This window comes from Paenibacillus sp. FSL R7-0302 (assembly GCF_038006885.1).
Lineage (GTDB): Bacteria > Bacillota > Bacilli > Paenibacillales > Paenibacillaceae > Paenibacillus_AQ.
This window is the reverse complement of the sequence record NZ_JBBOWB010000001.1, coordinates 457,856-483,843: the sequence shown is the minus strand read 5'-3', so window position 1 is coordinate 483,843 and position 25,988 is coordinate 457,856. Positions and strand designations below refer to the sequence as shown.

The 25,988-nt window shown below is 53.8% G+C and carries 25 protein-coding genes; 9 read left to right on the top strand and 16 right to left on the bottom strand.

The features are described 5' to 3' along the window. Positions 1-2 precede the first annotated feature (2 nt). The 4 genes from MKY96_RS02145 to MKY96_RS02130 all read right to left on the bottom strand — a co-directional run bounded on the left by MKY96_RS02145 (position 3) and on the right by MKY96_RS02130 (position 4,968). Positions 3-1,775 carry a UbiD family decarboxylase gene (locus MKY96_RS02145; protein ID WP_340938289.1) on the bottom strand — a complete coding sequence of 591 codons (1,773 nt, stop codon included), beginning with the start codon at positions 1,773-1,775 and terminating at the stop codon, positions 3-5. Positions 1,776-1,836: 61 nt separating this feature from the next. Beyond that, entirely contained in the window at positions 1,837-2,772 is a 936-nt protein-coding gene (locus tag MKY96_RS02140) for a COX15/CtaA family protein (RefSeq protein WP_340938286.1), read from the bottom strand. A 108-nt stretch (positions 2,773-2,880) separates the two neighbouring features. Continuing rightward, positions 2,881-3,225: a thioredoxin family protein gene (locus MKY96_RS02135; protein WP_036722030.1), complete on the bottom strand. Its 345-nt coding sequence runs from the start codon at positions 3,223-3,225 to the stop codon at positions 2,881-2,883. A 114-nt stretch (positions 3,226-3,339) separates the two neighbouring features. Next, a complete protein-coding gene (locus MKY96_RS02130) occupies positions 3,340-4,968 on the bottom strand; it encodes a putative polysaccharide biosynthesis protein (protein WP_340938284.1) in 1,629 nt (542 codons plus the stop codon). A gap of 279 nt (positions 4,969-5,247) precedes the next feature. On the opposite strand from MKY96_RS02130, the gene tnpB reads away from it, so the two are divergent. Next, complete coding sequence (gene tnpB / locus MKY96_RS02125; protein ID WP_445668035.1) at positions 5,248-6,387, top strand: IS200/IS605 family element RNA-guided endonuclease TnpB; 1,140 nt, start codon at positions 5,248-5,250, stop codon at positions 6,385-6,387. Positions 6,388-6,581: 194 nt separating this feature from the next. Here the strand turns inward: tnpB and MKY96_RS02120 are convergent, their stop codons facing one another. The 6 genes from MKY96_RS02120 to MKY96_RS02095 form a co-directional block, all read right to left on the bottom strand. After that, positions 6,582-7,064, bottom strand: coding sequence for a DUF456 domain-containing protein (locus MKY96_RS02120; RefSeq protein WP_340938282.1), 483 nt, complete (start codon positions 7,062-7,064; stop codon positions 6,582-6,584). A 19-nt stretch (positions 7,065-7,083) separates the two neighbouring features. Further along, positions 7,084-7,863 carry a Cof-type HAD-IIB family hydrolase gene (locus tag MKY96_RS02115; protein WP_340938281.1) on the bottom strand — a complete coding sequence of 260 codons (780 nt, stop codon included), beginning with the start codon at positions 7,861-7,863 and terminating at the stop codon, positions 7,084-7,086. Between the two features lie 95 nt (positions 7,864-7,958). Continuing rightward, on the bottom strand, positions 7,959-10,073 hold the full coding sequence (locus tag MKY96_RS02110; protein WP_340938277.1) for a peptidoglycan D,D-transpeptidase FtsI family protein: 2,115 nt from the start codon (positions 10,071-10,073) through the stop codon (positions 7,959-7,961). A gap of 33 nt (positions 10,074-10,106) precedes the next feature. Beyond that, positions 10,107-12,173 carry a peptidoglycan D,D-transpeptidase FtsI family protein gene (locus MKY96_RS02105; RefSeq protein ID WP_340938276.1) on the bottom strand — a complete coding sequence of 689 codons (2,067 nt, stop codon included), beginning with the start codon at positions 12,171-12,173 and terminating at the stop codon, positions 10,107-10,109. Between the two features lie 150 nt (positions 12,174-12,323). Next, positions 12,324-13,463: a transglutaminase domain-containing protein gene (locus tag MKY96_RS02100; RefSeq protein WP_340938274.1), complete on the bottom strand. Its 1,140-nt coding sequence runs from the start codon at positions 13,461-13,463 to the stop codon at positions 12,324-12,326. 51 nt (positions 13,464-13,514) lie between these two features. After that, entirely contained in the window at positions 13,515-13,958 is a 444-nt protein-coding gene (locus MKY96_RS02095; RefSeq protein ID WP_036722049.1) for a hypothetical protein, read from the bottom strand. 253 nt (positions 13,959-14,211) lie between these two features. Here MKY96_RS02095 and MKY96_RS02090 point away from each other — a divergent pair, with 253 nt between their 5' ends. Then, positions 14,212-15,390 (top strand): MFS transporter, encoded by a 1,179-nt coding sequence (locus tag MKY96_RS02090; RefSeq protein ID WP_340938271.1) that lies wholly within the window; start codon positions 14,212-14,214, stop codon positions 15,388-15,390. A gap of 110 nt (positions 15,391-15,500) precedes the next feature. Next, positions 15,501-15,860: a DNA primase gene (locus MKY96_RS02085; RefSeq protein WP_340938269.1), complete on the top strand. Its 360-nt coding sequence runs from the start codon at positions 15,501-15,503 to the stop codon at positions 15,858-15,860. Between the two features lie 107 nt (positions 15,861-15,967). Here MKY96_RS02085 and MKY96_RS02080 read toward each other — a convergent pair whose 3' ends face one another. Next, positions 15,968-16,585, bottom strand: a complete 618-nt coding sequence (locus tag MKY96_RS02080) for an SCO family protein (RefSeq protein ID WP_143803800.1) — start codon at positions 16,583-16,585, stop codon at positions 15,968-15,970. Between the two features lie 31 nt (positions 16,586-16,616). Continuing rightward, positions 16,617-17,549: a heme o synthase gene (gene cyoE, locus MKY96_RS02075; RefSeq protein WP_340938268.1), complete on the bottom strand. Its 933-nt coding sequence runs from the start codon at positions 17,547-17,549 to the stop codon at positions 16,617-16,619. Positions 17,550-17,755: 206 nt separating this feature from the next. Here cyoE and MKY96_RS02070 point away from each other — a divergent pair, with 206 nt between their 5' ends. Then, positions 17,756-18,760: a metal-dependent hydrolase gene (locus tag MKY96_RS02070; RefSeq protein WP_340938266.1), complete on the top strand. Its 1,005-nt coding sequence runs from the start codon at positions 17,756-17,758 to the stop codon at positions 18,758-18,760. A gap of 232 nt (positions 18,761-18,992) precedes the next feature. Continuing rightward, positions 18,993-19,184, top strand: a complete 192-nt coding sequence (locus tag MKY96_RS02065; protein ID WP_340938264.1) for a hypothetical protein — start codon at positions 18,993-18,995, stop codon at positions 19,182-19,184. A 1-nt stretch (position 19,185) separates the two neighbouring features. Here MKY96_RS02065 and trpS read toward each other — a convergent pair whose 3' ends face one another. Then, positions 19,186-20,175, bottom strand: coding sequence for a tryptophan--tRNA ligase (trpS, locus tag MKY96_RS02060; RefSeq protein WP_340938262.1), 990 nt, complete (start codon positions 20,173-20,175; stop codon positions 19,186-19,188). 447 nt (positions 20,176-20,622) lie between these two features. Between trpS and MKY96_RS02055 the strand changes: the two genes are divergently transcribed. Both MKY96_RS02055 and MKY96_RS02050 read left to right on the top strand, forming a co-directional pair. Next, on the top strand, positions 20,623-21,594 hold the full coding sequence (locus tag MKY96_RS02055) for an aldose 1-epimerase (RefSeq protein WP_340938260.1): 972 nt from the start codon (positions 20,623-20,625) through the stop codon (positions 21,592-21,594). 102 nt (positions 21,595-21,696) lie between these two features. Next, a complete protein-coding gene (locus MKY96_RS02050; protein ID WP_036701727.1) occupies positions 21,697-21,930 on the top strand; it encodes an alpha/beta-type small acid-soluble spore protein in 234 nt (77 codons plus the stop codon). 114 nt (positions 21,931-22,044) lie between these two features. On the opposite strand, the gene MKY96_RS02045 is transcribed toward MKY96_RS02050, so the two are convergent. Beyond that, positions 22,045-22,458 carry a hypothetical protein gene (locus MKY96_RS02045; RefSeq protein ID WP_036722066.1) on the bottom strand — a complete coding sequence of 138 codons (414 nt, stop codon included), beginning with the start codon at positions 22,456-22,458 and terminating at the stop codon, positions 22,045-22,047. A 353-nt stretch (positions 22,459-22,811) separates the two neighbouring features. Further along, entirely contained in the window at positions 22,812-24,611 is a 1,800-nt protein-coding gene (locus MKY96_RS02040) for a M3 family oligoendopeptidase (RefSeq protein WP_340938258.1), read from the bottom strand. Between the two features lie 105 nt (positions 24,612-24,716). Here MKY96_RS02040 and MKY96_RS02035 point away from each other — a divergent pair, with 105 nt between their 5' ends. Both MKY96_RS02035 and MKY96_RS02030 read left to right on the top strand, forming a co-directional pair. Continuing rightward, positions 24,717-24,908 carry a YycC family protein gene (locus MKY96_RS02035; RefSeq protein WP_036722071.1) on the top strand — a complete coding sequence of 64 codons (192 nt, stop codon included), beginning with the start codon at positions 24,717-24,719 and terminating at the stop codon, positions 24,906-24,908. After that, complete coding sequence (locus tag MKY96_RS02030; RefSeq protein WP_340938257.1) at positions 24,905-25,135, top strand: hypothetical protein; 231 nt, start codon at positions 24,905-24,907, stop codon at positions 25,133-25,135. The genes MKY96_RS02035 and MKY96_RS02030 overlap by 4 nt, the downstream gene beginning before the upstream one ends. A 120-nt stretch (positions 25,136-25,255) precedes the next feature. On the opposite strand, the gene MKY96_RS02025 is transcribed toward MKY96_RS02030, so the two are convergent. Continuing rightward, the gene (locus tag MKY96_RS02025; protein WP_340938256.1) at positions 25,256-25,972 is read right to left on the bottom strand and encodes a DUF2225 domain-containing protein; all 717 of its coding nucleotides are present in this window, start codon (positions 25,970-25,972) and stop codon (positions 25,256-25,258) included. Between the last annotated feature and the right edge of the window lie 16 nt (positions 25,973-25,988).

The window sequence follows — 25,988 nt, the reverse complement described above, 5'->3', positions numbered from 1 at the left end:
TTCTACGCTAGAGGAAAATAACGGTTCCAGTTGCGGCCTACCCGCTTCGCAATATCCTCATTCGGAGCCAGCTCCTCCGGGTATCCCGGCTTCATCCGGGCATCTATAATAATCGGCAGCGTATAGCTGACGCTGCCCCGGTGTACCCCGGCCGCCGAATAGATATCATCTGCCGGATTGAAGCGGGTGAATACGGTCCACAGGAATGAGGTCTGCGTGCTTACCGCCTCTTCCGCCCGATCGACCAGCACAATCAGCGGCCAAGCGGTCTCCCTCTCCTTGAAGGCAGCCACCAGTCGCTCCGGCAGCTCCGGGTCCTCTTCATAGGATGCACCGGAAACGGCTAAACATCCTCCGCAATAAGGCACAGCGGCGGTGATTGATGGAAGCAGACCCTCTGTATAGGTCCTTGGCAGCTGACGGACCGGGCTGCCGATGCCCGCCATCACCGCCTTACTGCCATGATTCAGCTTACGTCCGGTATAATCCAGTGTATCCATGGAGGTATTGGCAAAGATCGTCAGATCCGATTGCGGATTGAAGCGCTCAAGCACCGTTTCCAGCAGCTTGGGGAAATCGGTAAGCTCCACCTGCACATTAGTCAGCAGCAGGAATTTGGTTAAGGAGAGCTGACCTTCCCCTAAGATACGAAACGCTGGCACCATATACTCGCGCGGATAGCTCTCCCTCACGACCGCTGAGGTCAGTGAATGCGAACCGGATTCGGAGTAGGACCACAGCGCTTTGACCGAAGGGATCAGCAGAGGATAGGCTGGAGCGAGCAGCCGCTGCAAATAATCCTTCAGATAATAATCCTCCTGGCGCGGCTTGCCGGTAATGGTCGCCGGGTAGATGGCATCCTTGCGGTGCCACATCCGCTGAACATGCATGACCGGGAAATCATGCTGCATGGAATAGTAGCCGGACTGGCTGCCGTACGGCCCTTCCGCTCTCCGCTCCAGCGGAGACACGCGCCCCCGGATGGAGAATTCCGCCTCGGCCGGAATCCGGTGCCCGCCCAAGGGGTCCTGCACCATAGGAAGCTTGCCGCCCAGCAGCAGCGAGGCCAGCAGCAGCTCCGGAATCCGTTCCGGGACCGGAGCCACTGCCGCCGCAATCAGCGCCGGCGGCCCGCCGATGAAGACAGACACCGGCAGGGTCTCGCCGAGATGCTCTGCCTGTGAGTGATGGAAGCCGCCGCCCTTATGAATCTGCCAGTGAATAGCTGTGGTGCTGTCGTCATACACCTGAATCCGGTACAATCCGAGATTATGATCCTTGGGGTTGGTGATACTCTCCGTATAGACCAGAGGAAGCGTGATGAACGCCCCGCCGTCCTTAGGCCAAGCCGTAATCCGGGGCAGCTCCTTCAGCGGGTCACTGCTGCTGCAGACACCGAGCACCGGAGCCTCTCCTTGCGGTATATTCTTGGTCCCTGCTCTCAGCAGCTCAAGCAGCACCGTTTTCTCCCGCCATAAACCGGCGGCTGAGGGCGGAACCAGCTGCTCCATCGCCGTTGTCAGCGACTTCAGCAGCTGCTCCGGTCTTGTCCCAAAGGCCTTGTTGACGCGTCGGACGGTACCGAACAGATTCGTAGCGACCGGGAACGGCGTTCCCTGCACGTTCGTGAACAGCAGTGCCGGGCCCTCCTCCTCCACCACCCGGCGGTGAATTTCGGCAAGCTCCAGATAAGGATCAACAGGGGTATCTATCACTGCCAGATCCTTATCCCTGCGGAGCTGCTCAATCCATTGTCGTAAATTACCGTATCGCACTATAGTGTTCCTCCTCAAACAGGACCTTATGCTAATCCCGTCCACCGTTGCCGTTACCTTATCACTTGCTGCCCCTGCCAGCTCCGCTTAACTGCCAGACCCTTACACTCATGTAGCACAGAACCCCGAAGAGTCCGGAGATCAGCACAATATGGGATAACGCAGCAAATATGTACAATCTTTCATTATTCAGTGTGTATACCACAGCCGCTCCGCTGAATACCTGCATCAGGCAGAGCAGAACTGCCGCCACGCCCAGAGCCCTCAGCTCAGGCAGCTCCTTATGCTTCCAGAAGGCCAGATGCCCAAGTATAGCAGTCAGCAGGAATAGAACCGCCGCTGCAATCCGGTGCACGAATACAATCCCTACTCCGCCGCTCATTTCCGGGATCCATTGTCCGTTACACAGCGGCCAGCCGGAGCACCCGCCCTGGGAGCTGGTGTGGCTTACGTAGGCCCCGATGTAGACAACGATATATGAATATACTGCAGTAACCCAGGTTAAGTTGCGGAAGGCTATACGGACTTTAGGACTTCCTGTGCTGAGTTCCGCTCCCGGAGAGAATGCCCGCCTAGTCCCAAGCGCCAGCATCAGCGAACCGGCGAAAGCAATCAGCGAGAAGCCCATATGCAGGGCCATAACCGCAGCCGACTGCGACTTCACAACTGCAAGCGCTCCCATCCCGCCTTGAATGATGACGAAGATCAGGGTCAGCAGGGCATAGGCCAGCAGATCCTTACGGTACCTGGCATAACGCCAGAAGGCAACCATGGAAGCCAGGGAAAGCAGGCCAGCCAGGCCGCTGAACAAGCGGTGGGTATATTCAATCAGAGAGCCAATTGTGTAGGCCGGAATCAGCTTTCCGTGGCACAGCGGCCACTGATTTCCGCATTCCAGTCCCGAGCCGGTCTTGGTCACCACAACCCCGCCGAACAGCGCCATGAACATAATGAGACAGGTCAGATAGCTGAGCCATTTTAATTGAATTGTCGTCAATAGTATCACCCGTATTGTATAGGAATGAGTATGAAACATATAAATGCTTATATGATTAGAAAAAAAGCACCGCTTCTGCTCGGATAGGGCGAAAGCGGTGCTGCGGAATTACTTGTGAATGCTGAGATAAACGTCCAGCGCCGTATCAAGAAACTTCTCGATTTCCTCCCGAGACTTCCGGAGCTTGTTCACGAACCGGACCAGTTCCCGTCCATCGGTGTACGCAACAAAGCTTGGAATGCCCAGTATATTCTGTTCCTGGCTGACATCACCTACGGCATCGACATCCACTTCGACCAGGGTAAGACGCTCTGCATATTTCTGTTCCACATCCGGCATGAACGGATCAATGAATTTGCAATCCACACACCAATCTGCCTTGAAGACTGCCACCGTCAGGCGCGGAGACTGAATTGCCACCTGGAACTGGGCAGGCGAGCTGATTTTGTCCATCAATTGACCATTCCCTTCTATCAGAGAGTTCCACACGAAGCTTGCTCTTTAAGTGAAGCAAAATGTACGGAATAAGTCAAACAATAATGACAAATCAAGACAATAGTCATATCATTATTCACCGGCACGCACACGGGCAGGCTGCAGTTTCATCAAAGGACCGAGCAGCTTGCGCAGCGGACGGGGATAACCGGCAATCTCCTGGCTGCTGAGTACGCCCAGAATAATCAGGAGAACCAGATAGACAATCACCACTGCCGCCCCAACCACCAGACAGGTAATCAGGAAGGCTAAGCGGGCCGGCATCAGATCAGTCATCAATAGGCCTGCTTCATTCAGACCATAGCCGATACCGGCCGAGGCCAGAACCGCAATGGAGAAGCCTCCCCAGCGTTTACCGAGAATGGAGAAGGGTACGATTTTTTTGAGCATCCGCAGATTCAGCAGTGTAATGACAATGAAGCACAATGCCGTAGAGCCGATAATGCCGTAGATGCCGAACCACTGGCTGAACAAGAAGTTAGAACCAAACTTCACGAGGATACCAACAAGTACATAATACATCGATATCCGCGATTTGCCCATTCCAAGCAGGATCGAGTTGGTAGTCATCATCGTAATCTGGAAAATGGTACCCAGCGTCAGCATCGCCACAATGCCGCTTCCATCGAGTGTTTTGAACAAAAGGCCATTCACAGAATAAGCAGCCACGACCAGTGAGAGGACAACCGGTGTGCCGGTCAGTATAGACACTCGCATGGCGAGTGTGACCTGACGCTGCAGGTGCTGTTCATCTTTGCGGGCGAAGGCGGCAGATATAATCGGAATCAGCGAGGCACTTAGGGCGATCGACAAGACCGGAGGAATCCCGGCCACACTCTGTGCCCGGCTGCCGAAGATCCCCAGTGTCCACGTAGCTTCCTTCAAGCCGATTTGCCCGCTAAGCAACGGCACAATAAAGGTAGTATCAATGAAGTTCACTACAGGCACCGTAACGGAAGACAATACAATCGGTATGGACAGCTTGAAAATATCCTTGTAAATCTTCAGCAGCGGGATACGGGCTTCACTCGATTCATATAATGCAACCTTCTCCTCGCTGCGGCGCAGCTTCATGGCATAATACAGCATCACACCGAAGGCGCCGATACTGCCGAGCACACTCCCGAAGGAAGCGCCTGCTGCCATCCAGGTGTTGCTGTAGCCCTGTCGCAGCAGAATGAATGCAAGCAGAATGGCCGTGGATACCCGGGCAATCTGCTCGACAATCTGTGAGATGCCGCCGGCCATCATATTGTTACGCCCTTGGAAATACCCGCGCATCATCGCGATCGCGGGGAATAGCAGCAGCGCCGGAGCAATCGCCCGTATGGCCAATGTACTCTCGGGAACCTTGCTGGATTCCGCATAATAAGGAGCAGCTATGTAGAGCGCCACACTCATAATCACACCAACCACAGCCGCAAAAATCAGCGCCGCCCGGTACACCTGCTGTGCTTCCTGCGGGCGGTTCAGCGCATAGCGCTCGGACACCATTTTACTAAGTGTGCTGGGTATGCCGGCTGTCGCCAGCGGCAGCAGCAGCAGATATACGTTGTTGGCTTGTGTAAACGCAGCGTTACCGACTTCATTGAATAAATGCTCCAGCGGCACCCGCTGGGCAAGCCCTAGGACACGGGCCACCAGCGCGGCTGCCGCCAGAATAAGCGTGCCTTTGACAAAGGATTCTTTCTTGGTGGACAAGCTGTTTCGCCTTCTTCACAATAAATTTAATTAGCTGTTGTTAAAATTTCCCCACCTCTAAAGTGGCGAGATGAATGACATTGTTTTAAGCTTGGAATTTTGAGGGAATTAGGTTATGCTATATAAAGCGAATATATGTTCTTGTAATGGTTTTAGTTGGTCTTTTCGGTGACCACATCCATGGTTCGTTTTTCAGCTGAAACTTTGTTCTATTCTGCGGACTCATCTTCTGTTTTAACAGCAAATGGAAGGCGATTATAGTACATAGGAGGCATACTTGTGCTCAAAGCGTTCAAATATCGCTTGAAACCCACAACACAGCAGGCGGAACTATTCGCCAAAACGTTTGGTTGCGTACGCAAAGTCTATAATCTCATGCTCCATGACCGGATTGAATCATACAAAAAGCATCAAGATACGGGCGAGAAAATCAAATTCCCAACACCGGCACAGTACAAGCACGAGTTTCCTTTCCTTAAAGAGGTCGATAGTCTGGCCCTCGCCAATGCGCAGCTCCATCTTAATGCCGCCTACCGCCAATTTTTCCAGCAGCCCGCCTCCGGGTTTCCCCAGTGGAAATCCCGCAAACATCCCGTCCAATCCTACACCACGAATAATCAGCACGGAACGATTGCAATTAAGGAGGGTCGTTACTTAAAGTTGCCCAAAACGGAGCCGGTGCGAATCAAATTACATCGACAGCCGCAGGGAGTCATCAAGTCTGCAACAATCTCCCTCACGGCATGCGGCAAGTATTTCGTTTCCCTGCTGTGCGAAATGAATATCCCGCCCAAACCCAAAACGGGTTCTGTAATTGGGATTGATCTCGGCCTTACGAATTTTGCGATTTCATCGGATGGAGTAAAAATACCGAATCCGAGGACTCTCTCCAAAACGGCCGTTACACTGGCAAAAGCGCAGCGCAAACTATCGCGCCGGGCGCAGCATGCGAAGAAGGACGGGCGTCCGCTTAGCGAGAGCCGCAACTACCAGAAGCAGCGGATACTGATCGCCAAGCTGCATGAAAAAGTGAGCAACCAACGAAATGATTTTCTGAACAAACTCAGCACGGATCTCATCAATAACCACGATGTAATCAGTGTGGAGTCGCTGAATGTCAAAGGGTTGGTGCGCAATCACAAACTCGCCCGGTCGCTTCATGACGTCTCGTGGTCCAGCTTTATATCCAAACTGACCTATAAAGCGGCCTGGTACGGCAAGCAAGTCGTGCAGGTGGAACGCTGGTTCCCTTCGAGTCAGCTGTGCTCAGCTTGTGGGCATAGAGGCGGGAAGAAGGCGCTCCGCATCCGGGAATGGAACTGCCCAAGTTGCGGCATACACCATGACCGTGACCTAAATGCGAGCTTGAACATTCGAGCAGAAGGGCTTCGCCTGCTGCAAGGTGCAGAAACACTTTAACAGGACAACGAACCGCAGGGACTGCGGGGATCGCTTGGGTAGCGCGTTGAGTTGGTGCGAAGGGAGGGGTTAAACCGCTCCATCCAATTGCTTAAGCGTGCAATAAATCTGACCTCTGCTCACGGGTTATGCTGCTTTGAGCAAGTGCGGGTTGTTTCCAAGAATCCGCCACCTCTACAGGTGGGGGGAGTTCACTAACGTCCGATCCAGATAAAGAAGAGGACGATCATCACAATCTGCAGAATAATCTTGACAACTGTGCTGCTGAACAGTCCTAGCAGCGCGCCAAAGCTGACCTTAACCGCTTTGCCCGCCTTCTCGCCGGCAATCAGCTCGCCGATGAAGGCACCCAGGAAGGGGCCAATCAGCAGGCCGAACGCCGGAATCAGGAACGGACCGGCAATCAGACCGATGGTGCTGCCGATCACGGAGGCGCGGGAGCCGCCGAACTTCTTGACGCCCCAGGCCCCGACCACATAGTCGGCAATGAACAACACCACAACAATCAGCGTCTCTGCAATCCAGAACCAGGGACCGAAGGAGCCGAAGGAAAAGAACCAGCCATATACAAAGAAAGCCAGGTAAATCGCAAGCGCCCCCGGCAGGATCGGATATACCGCCCCTGCCATTCCGATTGCGAACAAAGCAATGATCAGAATCCAGCCCAGAATTGTCAATTCCCTCAACTCCTTAATCTTAAGCTCGCTTGGATATGCGTCCGGCCGAGGTTCCGGCCTCTGTCAGGATGTACTTCTGAATCACTTCCGCGATCCCGTCTTCATTGTTCGCAGCTACTACCGCATCCGCTTCCTGCTTGACAGCCTCCTGGGCGTTGCCCATAGCCACCCCGAAGCCGGACTGCTGGATAGCCGCCAGATCGTTGAGGCTGTCGCCTACGGCAACAACCTGGGACATGCTAATGCCCAGCAGCTTGCATACTTCAAGTATCCCTGATGCCTTATTGACGCCCAGCGGATTGATCTCCAGGTTGAACGGCGAGGAGTTGGTGATCTCAAGCCCGCCCAGATCCTGCAGGCGCATAAGCAGCTTATGGCGGATATCGTTATCTTCGGTGGAATAACCGAATTTCAGCCATTCCCTGCTGTCAATCTCCCCGTCCCAGCTATCCCGGTTGTACACTTCATCTACGGAGTAGGCCCAGAACCAGATATCGAATTCCTCAGCAATCTTGTGCATCTCTTTGACCAGCTCCACATCCATCAGAGACCGGCGGTACAGCTCATGAGGCGCACGCCAGACTTCACTTCCGTTCACCATGATCATCGGAGTGTTCAGGCCAAGCTGTTCAGCATACGGCATCGCACTGCGCGAAGAGCGTCCGGTAGACAGGCAGACATGTACGCCGGCCTCCATCGCTTTTTTGATCCATTCCACCGTAAGCGGAGTAATCTTCTGTTCGTCGTTCAGTAGGGTTCCATCCATATCCAAGGCTAGCAGGCGGTATTTGGCATTCATTTGCCACCCCTCCATTCTTGGTTGCTCTTTCGTTTGAAGGCAACCGTATATTTGGTATTTCTCGCAGATCCATCTCCATCATGGCTATAATATCATCAGTTTGTTGCGGCAGTATTATCGGAACTGTCACCGGAAGCAACGCCGTCATTTGGATTCGCTGTTTTCAGGCTTTTCTTAGGCACGCCGTCCAGTCCGTACTCCCAATCATAAGCATCGAAAATTTTACGCGCAACCGGAGCGGCACTGTTGGAGCCGAATCCGCCTTCCGGAATGACCACAGCAACCGCTAACTTAGGATTATTACGCGGGGCGAAGGCAATAAATACCCCGTTATCGCGCAATTGCCCTTTACCAAGCTGCTGTGAGGTCCCTGTTTTACGGGCAAAATCATAAGGAAAATCTGCGAATGCGGAGACCTTACTGTTCATGCCCTTTTTAATCTCTCTCCAATAGGACTTGTCAAAGGTCGTCACTTCATCCAGCACCTCGCGCTCAAACTTCTTGACCACCTTGCCCGCTGAATCCGTGATCTTGCTGACAAGCTGCGGCTTGATCCGCACCCCTTCATTCGCAAGCGTCGAGGCATACTGGGCTAATTGCAGCACCGTATAACGGCCCTGCTGTCCGAAGGAGGCATAGACCAGAGCGGCTTGCGCACTGCCCGCTGCCTTAGTATCTGTGTAGTTGATCTGTCCCAGATATTCATTAGGGAGACCGCTCTGCGTAGAGACGCCCAGGCCGAATTCCTTCATATATCTATCCCAGATATCAATACCTTTAGCCTTATATTGCTCATAAAGCTTCTTGCCGATCATATCCACCATGAACACGTTGGAGGAATCCTCAATCGCCTTAGCCGGACCCATCCGGCCGTATACGTGACCCGAGGAATTTCGGACTGAGGATTTATCATCCTTACCGAAATAGGCAATCCCTTTGTCTGTGTACGTAGAATTAATGCCGAAGAAGCCTTCATTCAGACCGATCAGCACCGTCAGCGGCTTAATGGTGGAACCGAGCAGTACCGTGGAACCAAAGCCATGACCGGACAGGCCCGAGGAATAAGGGGTGATCGTCCCGTTCTGGTAGTTGCCCATGATCTTATTCCAGGTATCCGAATCCAGCTTCTCCGCTGTCCAGACATTGGTATCATAATCCGGCATACTGGCCATGGCCACGATATTGCCGGTATCGACCTCCATCGCCACCGCGTAGCCTGTCTTGGCGTCAGGATGGGTCTTGCCCTGTACAGAGTTGCGGTGCAGCCAATTAATCTGTTCGGTGATGGCCTGCTCCGTCTTAAGCTGAACATTCTTGTCAATCGTCATCCAGATATCATTACCCTTGACAGGCGGCACTACCTCTTCCACCTTCTCGGCCATGTTCTGCGGATTCACCGAGATGACCTGATAGCCGTTCTTGCCGCGCAGCTCCCGCTGATATTGCAGCTCCAGACCGTCGAAACCGACGAATTCATCGTCTTTATAATTCAGGCCGGGATCTGCGCCGATCTTCTTCATCGCGCTCTGAATATTCTTGTAGATGTTGAGCGTGTTGGAGGATTTGAAGGGCTTGATATAGCCGACCGTCTGCACGGCAACGGTATCCTTGTCATAATGGCGCACGCCTTCTTCCACGATCTCAAGGCCGGGGAATTCGCTTTTGTGCTCCATGAAATAAGCGATTTCCTTGGTAGTAAGACCTGATTTGATCTTGCGGGCCATATAGCCCGAATATTTCTTGAAATATAAATCCAGAGAATTAATCACTTCATTAACGGTCAGCTTCTCGCCGTTCGGGTCGCCATATTCGTCAAATTTCGCAACCAGATTATTCGCCAGCGCATACGCATTGGCTCTTGCCTCCGGCTTCAGCGAGCTAATGCCCGTCTCCTTATCCACTGCCTTGGCTGTATATTCCTTCGTAAGCGTAACATACAGAGTTTGAACGGAGGTAGAGTAGGCAATTTGCTCGCCTGCGGCTGCGCGGATGCCTCCGCGGATAGAGGCGAGAGGGACACTTTTGGTATCCCGACTGGTCTCCACCTCGGTCAGCGTCGGTCCCTCAACGAATTGAATAACTGCGAGACGAATAATAATGACACAAAAAATAACAAACGTGCTGAAGAAAAACACGTTAAGCCGCAGGCCAAGCGAGCTCTTGCTGTCCTTCTCTTCCGGGGGGGAGGCCTGCTTTCGGAAAACACCCACAGTTTTTCACTCCTCTACATCAAAATAAACCGTTTAATCCACCCTTGACTCTGGCACATTCTTCTTAGGGACTCCATCCAGTCCATACTCCTGGTCATAGGCTTCAAAGATCTGGCGGGCTACCGGTGCGGCACTGTTCGCTCCAAAGCCGCCTTCCGGAATAATCACGGCCACCGCCAGTTTAGGATGCTCACGCGGAGCATAAGCAATGAATACCCCGTTGTCTCGGGTGGCCCCAAAGGCTTCCATCTCGGAGGTTCCTGTCTTGCGGGCGAAGTCATACGGGAATCCGTCAAACGCCTTAACCTTAGTATTCATCCCGCGCTTGATCTCCTTCCAGTAAGCAGGGTGAAACGAGATGCTGTCCAGGACTTCCCGTCCAAATTGCTTAACCGTCTTCCCATCGGGATCTGTAATCTTACTGACGAGCTGGGGCTTAATCCGTACGCCTTCATTCGCAAGTGTTGCCGTATACTGGGCAAGCTGCAACGCAGTGTATTTCCCCTTCTGGCCGAAGGAGGCAAGTACCAGCGCCGCTTGGGTAGAGCCTGCCTTCTTGGGATCAAGATAATCGGCTACTCCGGCACTTTCACCGGGAAGCCCGCTTTGCGTAGACACGCCAAGGCCGAATGCCTTCATATATTTATCCCATATAGCAATGCCTTCCTTGGGATACTTCTTGTACAGTGCATTGCCGACCCACTCTACCATAAAAGCATTCGAGGACTCCTGAATAGCCTTCGCCGGACTAAGCGGGCCCAGAACATGGCCGGAGGAATTCCTCACCGAGGCGCTGTTATCCTTACCGTAATATGCGATTCCTTTATCCATATAAGTATCGCCGGTAGTGAATAAGCCTTCTTCCAGACCAATCAGGACACTTAAGGGCTTAATCGTGGAACCCAGGTAGATCAATGACTTCAGCCCGTTGCCGGAGAGACCGGAGGAAATATCGGTAATCGCCCCATTCTGATAATAGTCCTCAATTTTGGCCCACACTTCTGTCGGCAGCCTCTCGGCATTCCAGACATTCGTATCATAGTCCGGCATATTCGCCATTGCCACTACATTGCCTGTATCGACTTCCATCGCAACGGCATAGCCGGTGAGCGCATCCTTATGAAGCTTTCCCTGTACAGGGTTACGGTGCAGCCAGTTGAGCTGATCCATAATCGCCTGTTCTGTTCTCATCTGCACCTGCTTGTTAATCGTCATCCAGATATCGTTGCCCTTGACGGGCGGGACCAACGCGATAACCTCTTCGGCCATATTCTGGGCATTGACAGAGATCGTCTGATACCCGTTCTTCCCTCTAAGCTCGCGCTGGTATTGCTGTTCAAGACCATAGATGCCGACGAACTCATCTTCCCTGTAGCTAAGGCCCGGATCTGCACCCGTTTGTTTCATGGCGCTGCGGATATTTTTGTATAAATTATATCCTGTTTCTGTAGAACGGAATTGCTTCATATAGCCCACCGTTTGGACGGCCACCGTGTCCTTGTCATAATGGCGGATACTTTCCTCCACAACAGACACTCCGGGATAACGCTGCCTGTTCTCCATCAGATGGGCGACTTCCTTCATCGTAAGACCGGTCTTGATCTTGCGCGGGACATATCCCAGCGACTTTTTATAATCAAGGTCCAGCAGCTGGAGGATATCCTCCTTAAGCAGCTTCTTCGCAGAAGGATCACCATACTGTTCAAAAACGGATGACAGCCCCTCCACCAGCGCACTCGTATTCGCCTTGGCTTCAGCGGTGGGTTCATATAAGCCGGTCTTTTTATTCTTGACCTTGGCGGTGTATTCTTGGGTTAACGTAACGAACAGTGACTGAATCGGTGTAGAATGGGCGATATCTTCCCCGCCCGCCGCGTGAATAGTCCCCCGGATCGCCGCAAGCGGAACATCCTTGGTCTCCCGGCTGGCCTCCACCTCGCTAAGCTCGGGACTCTCCACAAACTGCAGTCCCGCAAGCCGGATCATAATGATTACAAAAATTAAAAAAGTGCCGAAAAAAAACAGATTTATGCGTAAGCTCTGGTAGTTACGGGTCTCTCCATTGCCCGGGCCGGAGCCCGGCTTACCGAACCATCTCACAGCAAGTCCTCTCCTTGTATGGTTTGCAGTGCTGCTTATCCGTCAGGTTACGGGCAAGAGCTAACGGGTACCGTCCTTTGAAAGGACGGCACAGCCGTTCCCACTTGCCCGCTGTTATTGTACCATAGATACAAGAGCATCCGCTCCTTCTCAGAGGATGTTCTCCTTGATATGTGTGGAGTCGAAATCCCCCGGATTGAACCAGTCGCCGCTGCTGGCCCAGGTGGAATCGAGCGGAATCCAGGCTGCGCTGCCGCTGATATAGACCTCATTCCAGGCATGCGGACCATAACCGCCTTGTCCGTCATAGCCCTTGCCGGTGACGACACGCACCTGGAGACCTTGCGAGCGGGCCATCATCGCATAGAGCCGCGCGTAATCAATGCATACCCCAAGCCGCGTATCCATCGTATCCTGCGGTGTCTGCTCATGCCAGATCCGTCTCTGTTCATAATTCTCCGCCTTGGTGTAGTCGTAGGCAATGCGCGAGCCTACCCAGTCATAGAGCAGTCTGGCCTTCTCTTCATCCCCGCTGGCTTGTCCGGCAATATCTGTGGCTGCACCGGCAATATCCGCCGATATATCATGGTCAATCACCTCATATTTGCGACGGAGAATATCACTCATCTCGGCGGCTACCGCTTTGGTCAGTACCGGAAGCTTGCCTCTGACCTGTTCACCAGCCAGCGGCTCAAATACCGCTTCCGCGCTCTGGCTGTAGACCGGCGAGGACTGCACATAACGGCTGAAGCCGCTGTCCGGGTTCAGGGCGACGCTGATGAACAGGACAAAGACCAGCACCAGGGCACGGGAAAGCCCTGTGGCGGTGCCAAGCACTGCCCCGACCAGCCGGCTGGCGCCTGTGATCCGCCCCGGCCCCCTCCCGGACTGGCGCGGCAGGCGGAACGGCAGCAGCAGGAACAGCAGGAACAGCAGCAGACGAATCAAGGTATAGCACAGCAAGAGCAGCAGCAGAAACCGCACTACCGGTGAATTCGCCAGTACAGAGGCACCGGTATAATATAGCTGCTGCCATTGGCTTAGCTTGTCCTCTGGTGGAGTAATGCCGGAAGCCCAGTTCCCGGCAGCAGGCGAGAGGTATACGGCTGCGGGAATCGCCATCACCAGCGAAGCTGCCGCTAGCACTCCTGATCCGAGCATGCCGAACAGCCCTCCGGCTGCTCTGCGGAAGCCCCGGCCCCAGCCCTGCAGCGCAGAGAAGAGAACTACCAGCAGCAGAACAATGGAGATGATATTGGCTTCACGAAGACTTTCTATCCAGCTATTCAATGAATCACTCCTCCTTCTGCTGCTGCAGGTAACCCTTAGCCCGCTGCACTATTACTTGCCCGCCTGCTTCCGGGCTTCGTCGATGAAGGTCTTGGTTGTATCCGTAACGCTCCACTTCCCGAGGCTGACTCCGCGGAAGACCACTTCCACCTTGTCCTCTGCGGCGGAGCCCTTCACCTCCAGATTAGGAGTAGTGATGGTGAAGGTACCGTCACCGCCAGAGGTATAGACCGCCTCCTGGGCTTCTTTGAGCATAACCTCCTGCGCCTCATTCTTCAGCGTACTGACCGTCCCGTCCGCCACTTTGTTAACGGCATTACCGATCTGATCCATGGTTACCCCGCTATAAATGAACAACCCTACCACAATAACGACGACGATAGCCCACTTCAGCATAGTCTTAACGATGTTAACGACTGCGAACAGCAGGACAAGCGCAATAACGATAACAAGCCAATTCTCTCTGATAAACTGTGACCACACTTCCGGATTCATCAATTTCACAACACCCCAATCGCAAATTTCGCCACGCCGGGACGCTGTCCCGTCAGACATTTCATTAATATTAATTATTATACATGAATGACCCTTATAATTCATGGTTGCCGGAATGCAGAACTGCATACAGGGGCTGGCCAAGAAAATGGTATAAGCCCCCGCTGCCGCACGTAAAGTACAAGTAGGCTGTTCCCTCTGCTGGAATCCTTTCCGTCATCAGCGGCTGGCCGCTAATCTGGAGGTGTTATCCGTGAAAACTGCAATGTGGCTGTACCTCTTCATGTTCCTGGCGTTCTTCGATTTACATGCCCAGTACCCTATCCTGACACCCTTTGCCATGTCCCTGGGAGCGGGCCCGGCCTTCATCGGCTGGATGATGGGGATGTATTCCCTGACCCACCTCCCGGGCAATCTGCTGGCCGGTGTACTTGTAGACCGCAACGGCAGCCGCCGCTATATCGTATTCGCCCTTACTGTTGCAGGACTGATCCTGCTTCTGCAGGCGCATGCCCAACTGCCCTGGCATCTGCTCCTGCTGCGGGCAGCGAGCGGGTTCGCCCTGGCGTTCCTCTCCCCTGCCTGTATGACCCTCTTGGCCTCGCTCTCGTCTGACCCTGCGACCCAGGGTAAATACATGTCAGGCAACGGAATTATTCACACGCTGGCTTCGGTCGTCTCCCCTGCCGCCGGAGCCTTCATCGTCGCCAAAGCTGGTTACTCCGGCACGTTCAGTACATTGGGCTGGCTCCTGATCTTCACCGGTGTGATGGCCTTCTTCAGCGTGCCGAAGCACAATCCGGCCCTGGCCCTGCATAAGCCTTCACTCCCGGTGAAGGAGAATCTGCCGCCTGGGGCGGCCGCCACCAACCAGCCTACTGTCTCCAGGCGTTATTATCTGCTGCCCTTCTTCGTATCCTGCTCCCAGGGCGTACTGTTCTTCGAGCTTCCGCTGTCACAAGGCCAAGACGGAATGGTCTCTACCGGAATTCTGCTCTCCCTGCTCAGCCTTGGAGCGCTGGCGACCCTCTGCCTGTTCTTCCTGAACCGCCTCTCGCCAGGCATCCGGATTGCCGCTGCCCTGCTGGGAATGGCTCTCTGCTTCTTCACCCTGGCTGCCTTCCGCAGCATCCCGGCAGGAGTGGTGCTCTTCCTGCTCGGCTCCGCCAAAGGCGTGCTGTTCCCTGCTATGGCCTCCCTCTTCATTAGTCTGGGCGGCGCAGGACGGCTGGGCCGGACCTTCTCGCTGCAATCCATCGCTATGTCCCTCGGGGCCTTCGCCGGACCCGTCGCTGCCGGGCAGCTAAGGGAGTATGTCTCCCCTTACTTCATCGCCTTCGTCCTGCTGATGACAGCTCTTATGCTGCTGCCTCCGGGCAGATCCGGCCGTCTCTCTTCCTACGCTCCCGGCTGGAACAGCCCTGCCGCCTGAATGCGACATTTCCCGGGGAATGAATACATATTGTTCCGCCCGGCTGTTAAAAATAGCGCAGCTTAGGTACAATATCGTCATAACAACTAAGATCCGGGGGCTGATTGCATATGTCCATCACCATTATTGTCGAAGGCAAGAACGACCGCAGCAGACTGAGGCGGCTGCTTGAACCGGAGGTCGACATTCTGTGCACCTTCGGTACGCTGAATACCCTGAAGCTGGAATCCCTGCGGAATACCATCCGGGACGGGGAAGTCTACCTGTATATGGACAATGACAGCTCAGGCAAAAAAATCCGCGCTGTGCTGCGCGACGCCTTTCCCGATGCCGTTCATATGTATACACGTAAGGGTTATGCCGGCGTGGAAGGGACGCCGGATGAATATAACATCACCCAGCTGGAGAAGGCCGGGCTTGAAGAGTACATTATCTACCCCCAGCCGTATCCTCAGGGAATAGAAGGATAATTCACCGCATGAAGCATATACATTCTTAACCATTCATCACAAAACGAGGGTGCCCTGTGCAGCAGCTCCACTGCTCCACGGACACCCTCGTTTATTTCATGCCTATGCTATTCACGGGCCAGCTTCTTGACCGTTCTGGCCAGGAACTCCGGCGTTACATTCTCCGTATCCCCGGCATCATACAATCCCCGAAGCTGGTTGTTCTTGTCCACCAGACCAATGAGGTTCGCATGAGCGAAATCATCCTTGCTCGTGCCGTAGATCAACACCTTGAAGGATTCCGCTGCGAGCTTGCGTACCTGCTCCTGATCCCCGCGCAGGAAGTACCACCCGCTGTAATCGGCATGGAACTTGTCGGCGAAGGCCTTGATGGCTTCTCGGGTATCATTCTTCGGATCGAAAGATATGGAGACGAATTCAACGTCCTTGCCGAAGCTGCCGTCCTTAACCAGGATATCCTGCGTCTCTGACAGCATATAGGTGGTAATCGGACACACATCGGGACAGACGGTGAAGAAGAAATAGACCAGCCTTGCCTTGCCGGCCGTATCCGCCAGACTGATCTGCTTCCCGTCCACATTCTCCAGGGAGAAGTCCTGTACCTGACCGATGACCGGCAGCTTCTCACCTCCGAAATCAAATGATTTGACTGCCAGATAGACCGCCATAATCACTGCAAGCAGCAGCAACAGCCAGGTCCATTTGTAACGTTTCAAGGTCTGCACAGGACACCTTCCCCCTCTATCCTAAGAATGCTTACACATGAATGGTATTCAGCACAAGGGCAATCAGACTTAAGGTCAGATAGTTAATGGAGAAGAGGAAGCTTTTCTTCGCCCAGACCTCATCATCCTTTGCCTTGAATCCGATGAGGGTTAAGTAGAGCCAGCCAACCGACAAGACCAGTGATACAATCAGATAATAAATACCTGCATAATCATAGGCATACATCAGCACCGGCACCGGCAGCAGCAGCGCCACATAAGGAATCATCTGGAATTTGGTGCGGCGCGTCCCCTTGACAACCGGAAGGAGCGGGAATCCTGCAGCCCGGTATTCCTCCTTGCGGCGGATGCCAAGCGCCCAGAAATGGGGCGGCTGCCACAGAAAGAGCATTGCGAACAGCAGCCAGGCGCCGAGATCCACTGTTCCTGTAACAGCCACATAGCCGATGACAGGAGGCATGGCCCCCGAGATCGCACCTACCGAGGTGCTCCAGGTAGAGGTTCTTTTGAGCCAAAGGGTGTACACTACAACATATACGAACATGCCGACTATGCCGAACAATCCGGCCAGCACGCCGCAGAATGCGAACAGTACGGCCAGCCCGGCAATGCCGAGTCCAATGCCATAGATAAGTACCGTTGTCGGCTTCAGCCTGCCTGTAGGCAGCCCGCGTTCCCGTGTCCGTTCCATCTTCATATCCAAATCGCGGTCAAAATAATTATTGAAGACACAGGCTGAAGCCATGACCAGCATGGTGCCGAGCAAAGTCAGAATCAGACGGCCATACTGTACATCCCAGCCTGATGCCACCCAGTAGCCTGCGAAGGCCGCAATCAGATTGGAGCGGATAATGCCGGGCTTCGTAACGGTAATAAAGTCGCGCCAGCTTGCACCTTCCGGTGGAGACTTGGCAGACATTGATGCGGAATCAGAAGAAGCTTGATATCTCAATTGATTGTCCACGTATCGGGTTCCTCCTTCTAGGGAACTTCTTACACTCCGCTATTAACTTTATCATAGCAAACTGGGAAAGACTTTGACAATCATTGACCAAGATGTTCATTAATTCGACAATTACGTGACGATATTTATTTCCCCGTCCTTAAATAACTTAGCCCAATAATGGGTAGTTATTAATAGAGAACTTCCGTACAAAGGAGATCTGACTAATGGATACTGCCACACATTTTGTTATGGGACTTGGACTTGCAGGTCTGTCCTTCGTCGATCCGCTCGTCGCTTCGAACGGTACGCTTGCCGGAGCGGTGATGGTAGCTACTGTACTGGCTTCTCAGGCACCGGATGCCGATACCGCCCTTCGTCTGAAGGATAACGCGGTATACATCCGCAATCACAGGGGGATCACCCATTCCCTGCCCTTCTTACTGCTGTGGCCGGCATTGATCACCGTGGTCATCGGGCCGTTGTTCGGCTTCACGGACCTGAGCACCTTAAGCCATATCGCGCTCTGGAGCTTCATCGGCGTTGCCGTCCATGTATTCTCCGATCTGTTCAACACCTACGGGACTCAGGCCGCACGCCCGTTCACCGAGAAATGGATCGCCTGGAACATCATCCATATCTTCGATCCGTTTATCTTCGGCAGCCATGCAGCGGCGATTATTCTCTGGATCAGCGGAATGGTGCCGCCCGCTCCCCTGTTCATCACCTTGTATGCCTGCATCGTCTTGTACTACATCTGGCGGACCCTCGTTCATGCCCGCATTACCCGCAGCATCAAGAACAAGGATGTTCACCATAGTGCAGGCGACCGTTACTATGTGATCCCGACCATTTCGCCAACGCGGTGGAATCTGGTCAAAGCCAAGCCGGACGGCAGCTACAATGTCGGGCTGCTGAACAGCGGGCGGCTGGAATGGTTCAAGCATGCGGTGTGCTCCACTCACCCCGCCGTCGAGCATTCCAAATCCCATCCGGATATCCAGGCCTTCCTGTACTTCACCTCGTACGCTGTCGCGGAGGTGGAGGAGCTGCCCTCTGGTTATATTGTACGCTGGGGAGATGTCCGTTATTTACACCGTAAGCAATTCCCGTTCGTGGCTGTGCTGGTCATGGACCATGAGTATAGACCGCTGAATACTTATGTCGGCTGGCTGAGCAGCGAGAAGCTGGATGAGCGCTTCGCCGTTGATCCGGGAACCGTCAAGCTGTAGCAGGTTAGCACAGGTTATCACTATGTAGAGGGCTGTCCCGGAAGCCAGGAATGAATTGGCTGCTTGGGGCAGCCCTCTTGACGTAACGGGACCGCATAAGGCACAATCAACAACAAAAGCGGTTACAATTCAAAGCCTATATACGCTCACTTTACGTAAAATCCCGGCATGCTGCGAGGCACACCGGGATTCACTTGTACACTATTTGAAGCAGAAAGGAAGGCTGGAATATATGGGTAAAGGTCTGTCACTGTGGTTCGCCTGCTCTTCAATTCTACTCCTCACAGCAGCTTCCATCTCGATCAGCTATAACATTTGGCTGGCGCTGCTGCTCGGCGCGCTGTGCGTGCTTAACATCGGCTGGGGCTTCATCGTCAAGGCCAGGCTGAGACGCAAGGCGGAGAGCAACCAGCCTGCCCCTTAACTTAACGGGTAGGCAGGAAGCCCATCCGTTCCTTCACGCCCTCCAGCGTACGGGCGGCACTTATGCGTGCACTTTCGGCACCCTGAGCGAGAATATCGCTGAGCATCCCTGAGCTCCGGATGTCCTGATATCTTTGCTGGATTGGCTCCAGCAGCGCTACGACCGCTTCAGCCAGCTCTTTTTTGAAGCCGCCGTACATTTGGCCTTCATATTTGTCGGCAATCTGCTGCAGGCTCATTCCCGAGCACTCGGCATAGATGCTCATCAGATTGCTGATCTCCGGCTTAGCCGCCGGGTCGAAAATAACCTCACGGCCGGAATCCGTTGTGGCCCGGCTAATCTTTTTGCGGATTACATCAGGCGGGTCCAGGAGTCCGATTCTGCTGCCGGGGTTGGGATCGCTTTTGCTCATCTTCTTGGTGCCGTCATCCAGGGACATGATCCGCGCCCCGACCTCCGGAATGTACGGCTCAGGGACGGTGAAGAAGTCACCGAACCGGTGATTGAAGCGTCCCGCCAGGTCACGTGTCAGCTCCAGATGCTGCTTCTGGTCTTCGCCTACCGGTACCAGATCCGCATTGTAGACCAGAATGTCGGCGGCCATCAGCGACGGATAGACGAACAGACCTGCGCCCACGGATTCTTTGCCGGCAGACTTATCTTTGAACTGTGTCATCCGTTCCAGCTCACCCATGGCAGTGAGCGTAGTCAGAATCCAGCCCAGCTCGGCATGCTGCGGCACATGGGACTGCATATAGACATGCGCGATCGATGGATCAATGCCTGCAGCCAGATACAGCGCGGCTACCGATTCCGAATTCTCACGCAGAGCTGCGGGGTCCTGGGCTACCGTAATGGCATGCAGATCGACCACCATGAAGTAACATTCGTATTCCTTTTGAAGCTTGACGAAATTCTTGATTGCCCCGATATAATTACCGAGTGTGAGTGAACCGCTGGGCTGTATGCCCGACAATACTTTTTTAGCCATCCTCTTATCCTCCATCATCATTATAATTGTCCGCTGGCGCAAGGAACGCAAAAAGGCCCCACATCCGCAAGGGACGTGAGACCGTGGTACCACCCTTATTCGCTGCCTGGAGTCCCCGGAGGGATCTATGCAAACAGCCTTGGCTTCCGTTAACGGGGAAGAGACGGCCGGTCTACTTAAGGCTTCTGCAGCCTGTTCGAGCGCGGCGCTCAAGGGTCCATTCAGTCAAAGGTGCACCACCGGTTCACATCAGCCACCGGCTTTCTGGAGGTACAGTCCATGCTTACTTGTCCCTGTCATCGCGTTACCTGTGTTAATTGATGCCTCCATCATAGATCGGCTCGGAGAAGTTGTCAAATCCCTAACCTCCGCCGGATAAATCTGGTATGATAAAGGTATTCGTGTGTATGTAATCTGATTACAGCTTATCAAAGGAGCATATCTCTTATGAAACAGGTGACCAAAGGGCAATGGAACGGTTATGATACGTATATTTTGCATAGCCGGGAACTGGAAGTCACGCTTCTGCCCCGGCTGGGTAATAACGTAATTTCATTATGGGACCGCACCATGGAGCGGCAGATCCTCCGTCAGCCTGAAGAAAGCGACTTGGCATCATATATGCAGAAGCCTTATCACTTCGGCCTCCCGCTTCTTGTGCCGCCTGGCCGCATACGCGGCGGAAGCTTCCTCTTCGACGGCACAAGCTATCAGTTCGACCGGAATGCGGGAGAACATCATATTCACGGGCTGCACCGTGCCCAGTCTTGGTGTGTCAGTGATATTGAGGAGGACGAGTTCGGCTGCGCGGTCACCACTGAGTTCATAACCACGGATGATCCCGAGTGGATCAGACAATTCCCCGAGCCGCTGAAGCTTGAAATGACCTTCCGGCTTCAGGATGACCGGCTGCAGCAGACGCTTAAGGTCACTCATCTCGGCAGCAAGCGTGTTCCTTTTGGCGCAGGCTACCATACCTGGTTCATGCTTGACGGAACCCCGTCCCGCTGGAATGTTACCCTTCCTGCCGGAGCCGTCTGCGAGCTGAGTGAGGATCTCCTGCCTACCGGACAGCTATTGCCGCTCGGAGAGCTTACGGGCCTGCACACCCGGCTGAATCTTCAAGGTGCGGACCTGGATACCATCCTGCGTATAGCAGAGGGCCAGCCTGCCGAGGCCGTGCTGATGCGGGATGATGGATACGGGCTGCGTTACTCAGCCGATCCTGACTTCTTCCGCCACTGGATTCTCTATACCAAAGGCGAGGCCGACCAGTTCCTGTGCATTGAACCGCTCACCTGGCTCCCGGATGCACCTAATCTCCAGCAGGACGCCTCCGCTACCGGGCTGATCACGCTTGAACCCGGACAGACGCTAGTGCTGGGAGGCACCCTGCAGATGATCTACCCGCAACTATAAATTTCATAATAATTACCATCCTATAAAACTTCAACATCCGTGCATGAATTCTCCCTCCCGCGCTCATACTATCTTCACAACGGGCGAAGGAGGTGAGCACACATGGGTCAAGCAGGTCAACAAAGTCGTGGTAGCCGTTCTAACAACCTGGTCGTTCCTCAAGCGAATGCAGCGCTGCAGCAGTTGAAATATGAAGCAGCACAAGAGCTTGGAGTAACTATCCCGGCTGACGGTTATTATGGGAACTATACTTCCCGCGAAACAGGTTCTTTGGGAGGATATATCACCAAACGTCTGGTGCAACTGGCAGAGCAACAACTGTCCGGTCGTTCGTAATCGCTACCTTATCTTTACAAACCGTCTAAGCCGTGAGGCATAGACCGAGCAGCTTCACAGCCCTCCCGCGCTTCTCGTCGAAGCGCAGGGGGGCTTTTCTATATGTATATAGAATCAGCCGAAGGATTGATCCGAGACATCGCCGTGGCTGCTGCGCGGATAGCGGATCATCAGATTCGCCATATTGTAATTGGACTCCAGCGTGGCATCTACCACCACCATTCCCTGGCGTACAGCAAATTCGTAGCTGATCTCTCCATGTGTCCACCGTTTCTTATATTTCAGGCTCTCCAGCGCCATGACGCGGAAAGAGGATTGCTGGCCTGAAGTCAGCCCCTCCTGCCCGGCTGCGAAGCTTCCGCTGCGTCCGGCGAGCGGATTGTGGCGGACCCCGAACTTGCCGATGATATTATTCCTGATCTGTACAAATACGGTCCCTGAATTCAGTCCTGACAATTCCTCCTGCAGCTCATGAAATACCAGATCCATCTGTCTTGCAAGCGATAATTGTTCCGTCCTCACATGCATTTCCTCCTAAAAGTCTTGTGGGTGATGCAGCCTCATGGCTCTGCTTCACACAACACTTGCTTCGTAAGCAGTTGTTTGAATTTTGTGGGTCTAGCAGCGCTTATATAAGGCTTTAGGCTCATTATAGGGTACTAATTAAACACGTACAACATTATTAAACATAATTGGGTTATAGTCCCTATAAATGCGCAAATTATTTAGTGTTAATAGCAAAATACAAACTTTTGTCGCCATTTATCGACAAATTAACAGCATAAAAAGACCCCGAAACCGGGGTCTTTTCGCATTCACACCATATTCAACCGCCATCATTTTACTGCAAAAAAACAATTCGTCTCATTTCCGACAAATTCTTAGCTGCGTTGTTCCGTCATTTCCAGGAATTCATGAATATCGGCAACGATTAAATCCGCCGCCCCCTGCCAGAAATCCGGCTTGGACAGATCAACGCCCAGATGCTTCGACACCAGATCCTCCAGCGTCATCACTCCGGTATCCTGCAGCAGGCTGTCATATTTACCGGCAAAGGAAGGCCCTTCCTGCAGCGCAAGCCGGTAAAGACCTGTGCTGAACATATACCCTACCGTATACGGGAAGTTGTAGAACGGCACATCTGTGATATAGAAATGAAGCTTGGATGCCCAGAAATGCGGATGATATTCGGAGAGCACCCCGCAGAAGGCTTCCTTCTGGGCTTCCTCCATCAGCGCAGATAATTCCTCACTGCTTACAAGGCCTGCCTTGCGCTTCTCATAGAAGCGGGTCTCGAACAGGAAGCGGGCATGGATATTCATGAAGAACGCCACACTGTTCTGGATCTTCGCTTCAAGCAGCGCCAGCTTCTCTTCGCTGTCCGACGCAGATTTCACCTGAGCATCCGACACAATGACCTCCGCGAAGGTAGAAGCTGTCTCCGCCACGTTCATCGCATAGTTCTGGTTGAACAGAGGCTGGTCCTCCAGCAGGAAGGAATGATAGGCATGGCCCAGCTCATGCGCAAGGGTGGACACATTGGATGGCGTACCGCTGTAGGTCATGAATATACGGGATTCCTTACTCTCCGGGAAGGAGACGCAGAAGCCCCCCGGACGCTTCGCGGCCCGGTCTTCGACCTCGATCCAATCCTTGTCGAAGGCGCGTTCGGCGAAATCCGCCAGCTTCGGACTGAATTTGCGGAACTGGGTCACGATGTCGGCGGCTGCCTGTTCATAGGGAATTTTGCCGGAGGATTTGCCCACTGGCGCATCCACATCGACCCAGGCGAGTGATTCCAGACCCAGAATTTCCGCCTTGCGCTTCAGATAAGATACCAGGGCAGGCTTGCTCTTCGTGATTACCTCCCACATGACATCCAGGGTCTCGCGGGACATCCGGTTGATGCCCAGCGGCTCCTTCAGCACATCCTCCCAGCCGCGGCCCTTGTACAGCTTCAGGCGGAAGCCTGCCAGATGGTTCAAGGTATCTGCACAATAGTCGGCCGCCCCGCCCCAGGCCTCTTCCCATTTGCGGAACATCGTACTGCGCACCTCAGGATTCTCATCCGCCAGCTTGTTGAAGGCTTGCCCGGCAGAGAGCAGCTTCTGCTCCCCGTCTTCTTCACAAGGAATCTGGATCTGTCCGACAATCGTCTCATAATGCTCGCTCCAGCCATGATAGCCGTCAACGGCAAGCTCAAGCGCCAGGCTCTCCAGCTCCGGGCTCATCTTCTCACGGGCCAGATTCCGGCTCTCACTGAGCACGAAATTCAGCGGGGCAATCTCCGGCCGGGCCATCCACTCGGCCCATACCGCGTCAGATGTCTGACGGAGCACGTTATCGAAGGCAGCGCTGATGCCCTCATAACCGGCGCGCAGCCCCGTTACCTTGGAGGACAGTCTCACCGCCCCTTTGTCGAGCTGATTCTGTGCTCCCAGACAACCGGCGAATTCCGAGGCCTGTGTAAGGCGTCCGGCACAGCTCTGCAGCAGCCCAATGACCGGGTCCAGCCCCTTCGTTGAAGCCGCATCAGCCGGTGCGGCAGCGGCAGCCACCTGTGTGCGCAGGCGCTCAATATCGGATTCGAGCTGGCTGAGGAAGCTCTCAAACTGCGGGGAGGCAGAGCCTCCCGGAAAAATCGATTCCAGCTCCCATGTCAGTGATAACGGTTGTTTCATGTATACTCACCATTCCTTCGTTATAGAGTAGTTTTCTTTGTATTTGCGGTACAGCCATGGTAAAGTGAATCATGATACTCCACTAATTGTAAGGAGGGCATCCTAATGAAGCCACTGCAAATATCGCCGGAGACGGCCATCACCTTATCGAAACAACTCGGCGTTCCGCTGGAACACCTGATGCATATGCCCCAACATATCCTGCTGCAAAAGATCGCTGAATTATCCAAGAAAGCTGCTAGCGAGACCCCCGAAGGCAGCGTGCCTGCTCCCTCTGACGAGAAGGACAAGCAATGATCCCCTTCAGCCATACCTGGCCTTATGACATTATTCTTGGCGACATGTACGTGCAATACTGCCCCTTCTGCGACCATGAGAATGTTCTTCTGCCGATGAAACCCAAGGAGCTGCAGCACGTGCGTGACGGCAAAAAAAAGCTGCTGGTCTTTCCCTGCTGCAGTGCAAGTCCCACCGTCATTGACAATGACAATGACTACCTGCTGTTTGACCGGGCGGTCCGCTAAACGCGGTTGTCCGGCAGTTCGCCCCGCTTAAGCGGGCAGAGGCGTAGAAGGGGCATCCCTTCTACGCCTTTTTGCGTTCCGGTATACCGGATAGACACTCTGACACCCTCACTCCGCCTTCTATGTACCTGCGGGAAGCCCGTCCGGATCAACGTCCAGCCCGCGCATCTGCTCACGCAGAATGGCCCACTGCTCGCGCGAAGCCCGGATCATGGCCGCGTCCGTAATCCGCTGGTCATTAATGACCCTTGAGAACCACCGCACAGCAGCGGCGAACTCCCCGATCCGGCGGTTCAACTCACCAATCAGATACATCAGCCGCGCATCATTTCCACCGGATGAATCATTCTCGAACACCTTCACATACTCGTCCAGCGAATAGGCCAGGAAACGCTTCTCCTGCACCGAATCCCCTTGATAACGGTACAGCCAGGCAATATGGTGAAGCAGGCTGGCAATAATACGTTCCTTGTCCTTAATGCTCTGCGCGCAGATCAGCGCCAGCTTGTACGTCTCCAGAGCCTCCTCCCAGCTACGCTTCTCTCCGAAGTCGCGGGTTTGCCACCGTCTTCCTACTTGTGCATCGAAGGACTTCCGCTGCCAGTCAGCCAGCTTGTCCGCTGAATTCTCCGTGGAGGCAAAGCCGCACTTCGGACAGACCCGGACCACATAATAATCGGGATTCTCCGCCTTGTAATAGGAGCAGAAGTCCGCATCACGGCGGATGGCCTTCTTCAGGCTGGGACGTACTCTTGAGGTTGAAAATTCATGTTCACAGTTACAGCAGGTAACCTTAATCGAGTAAAGCGGTATTAATTCCGGCACGGGTGCCCTCATCCTTTCACAACTACAC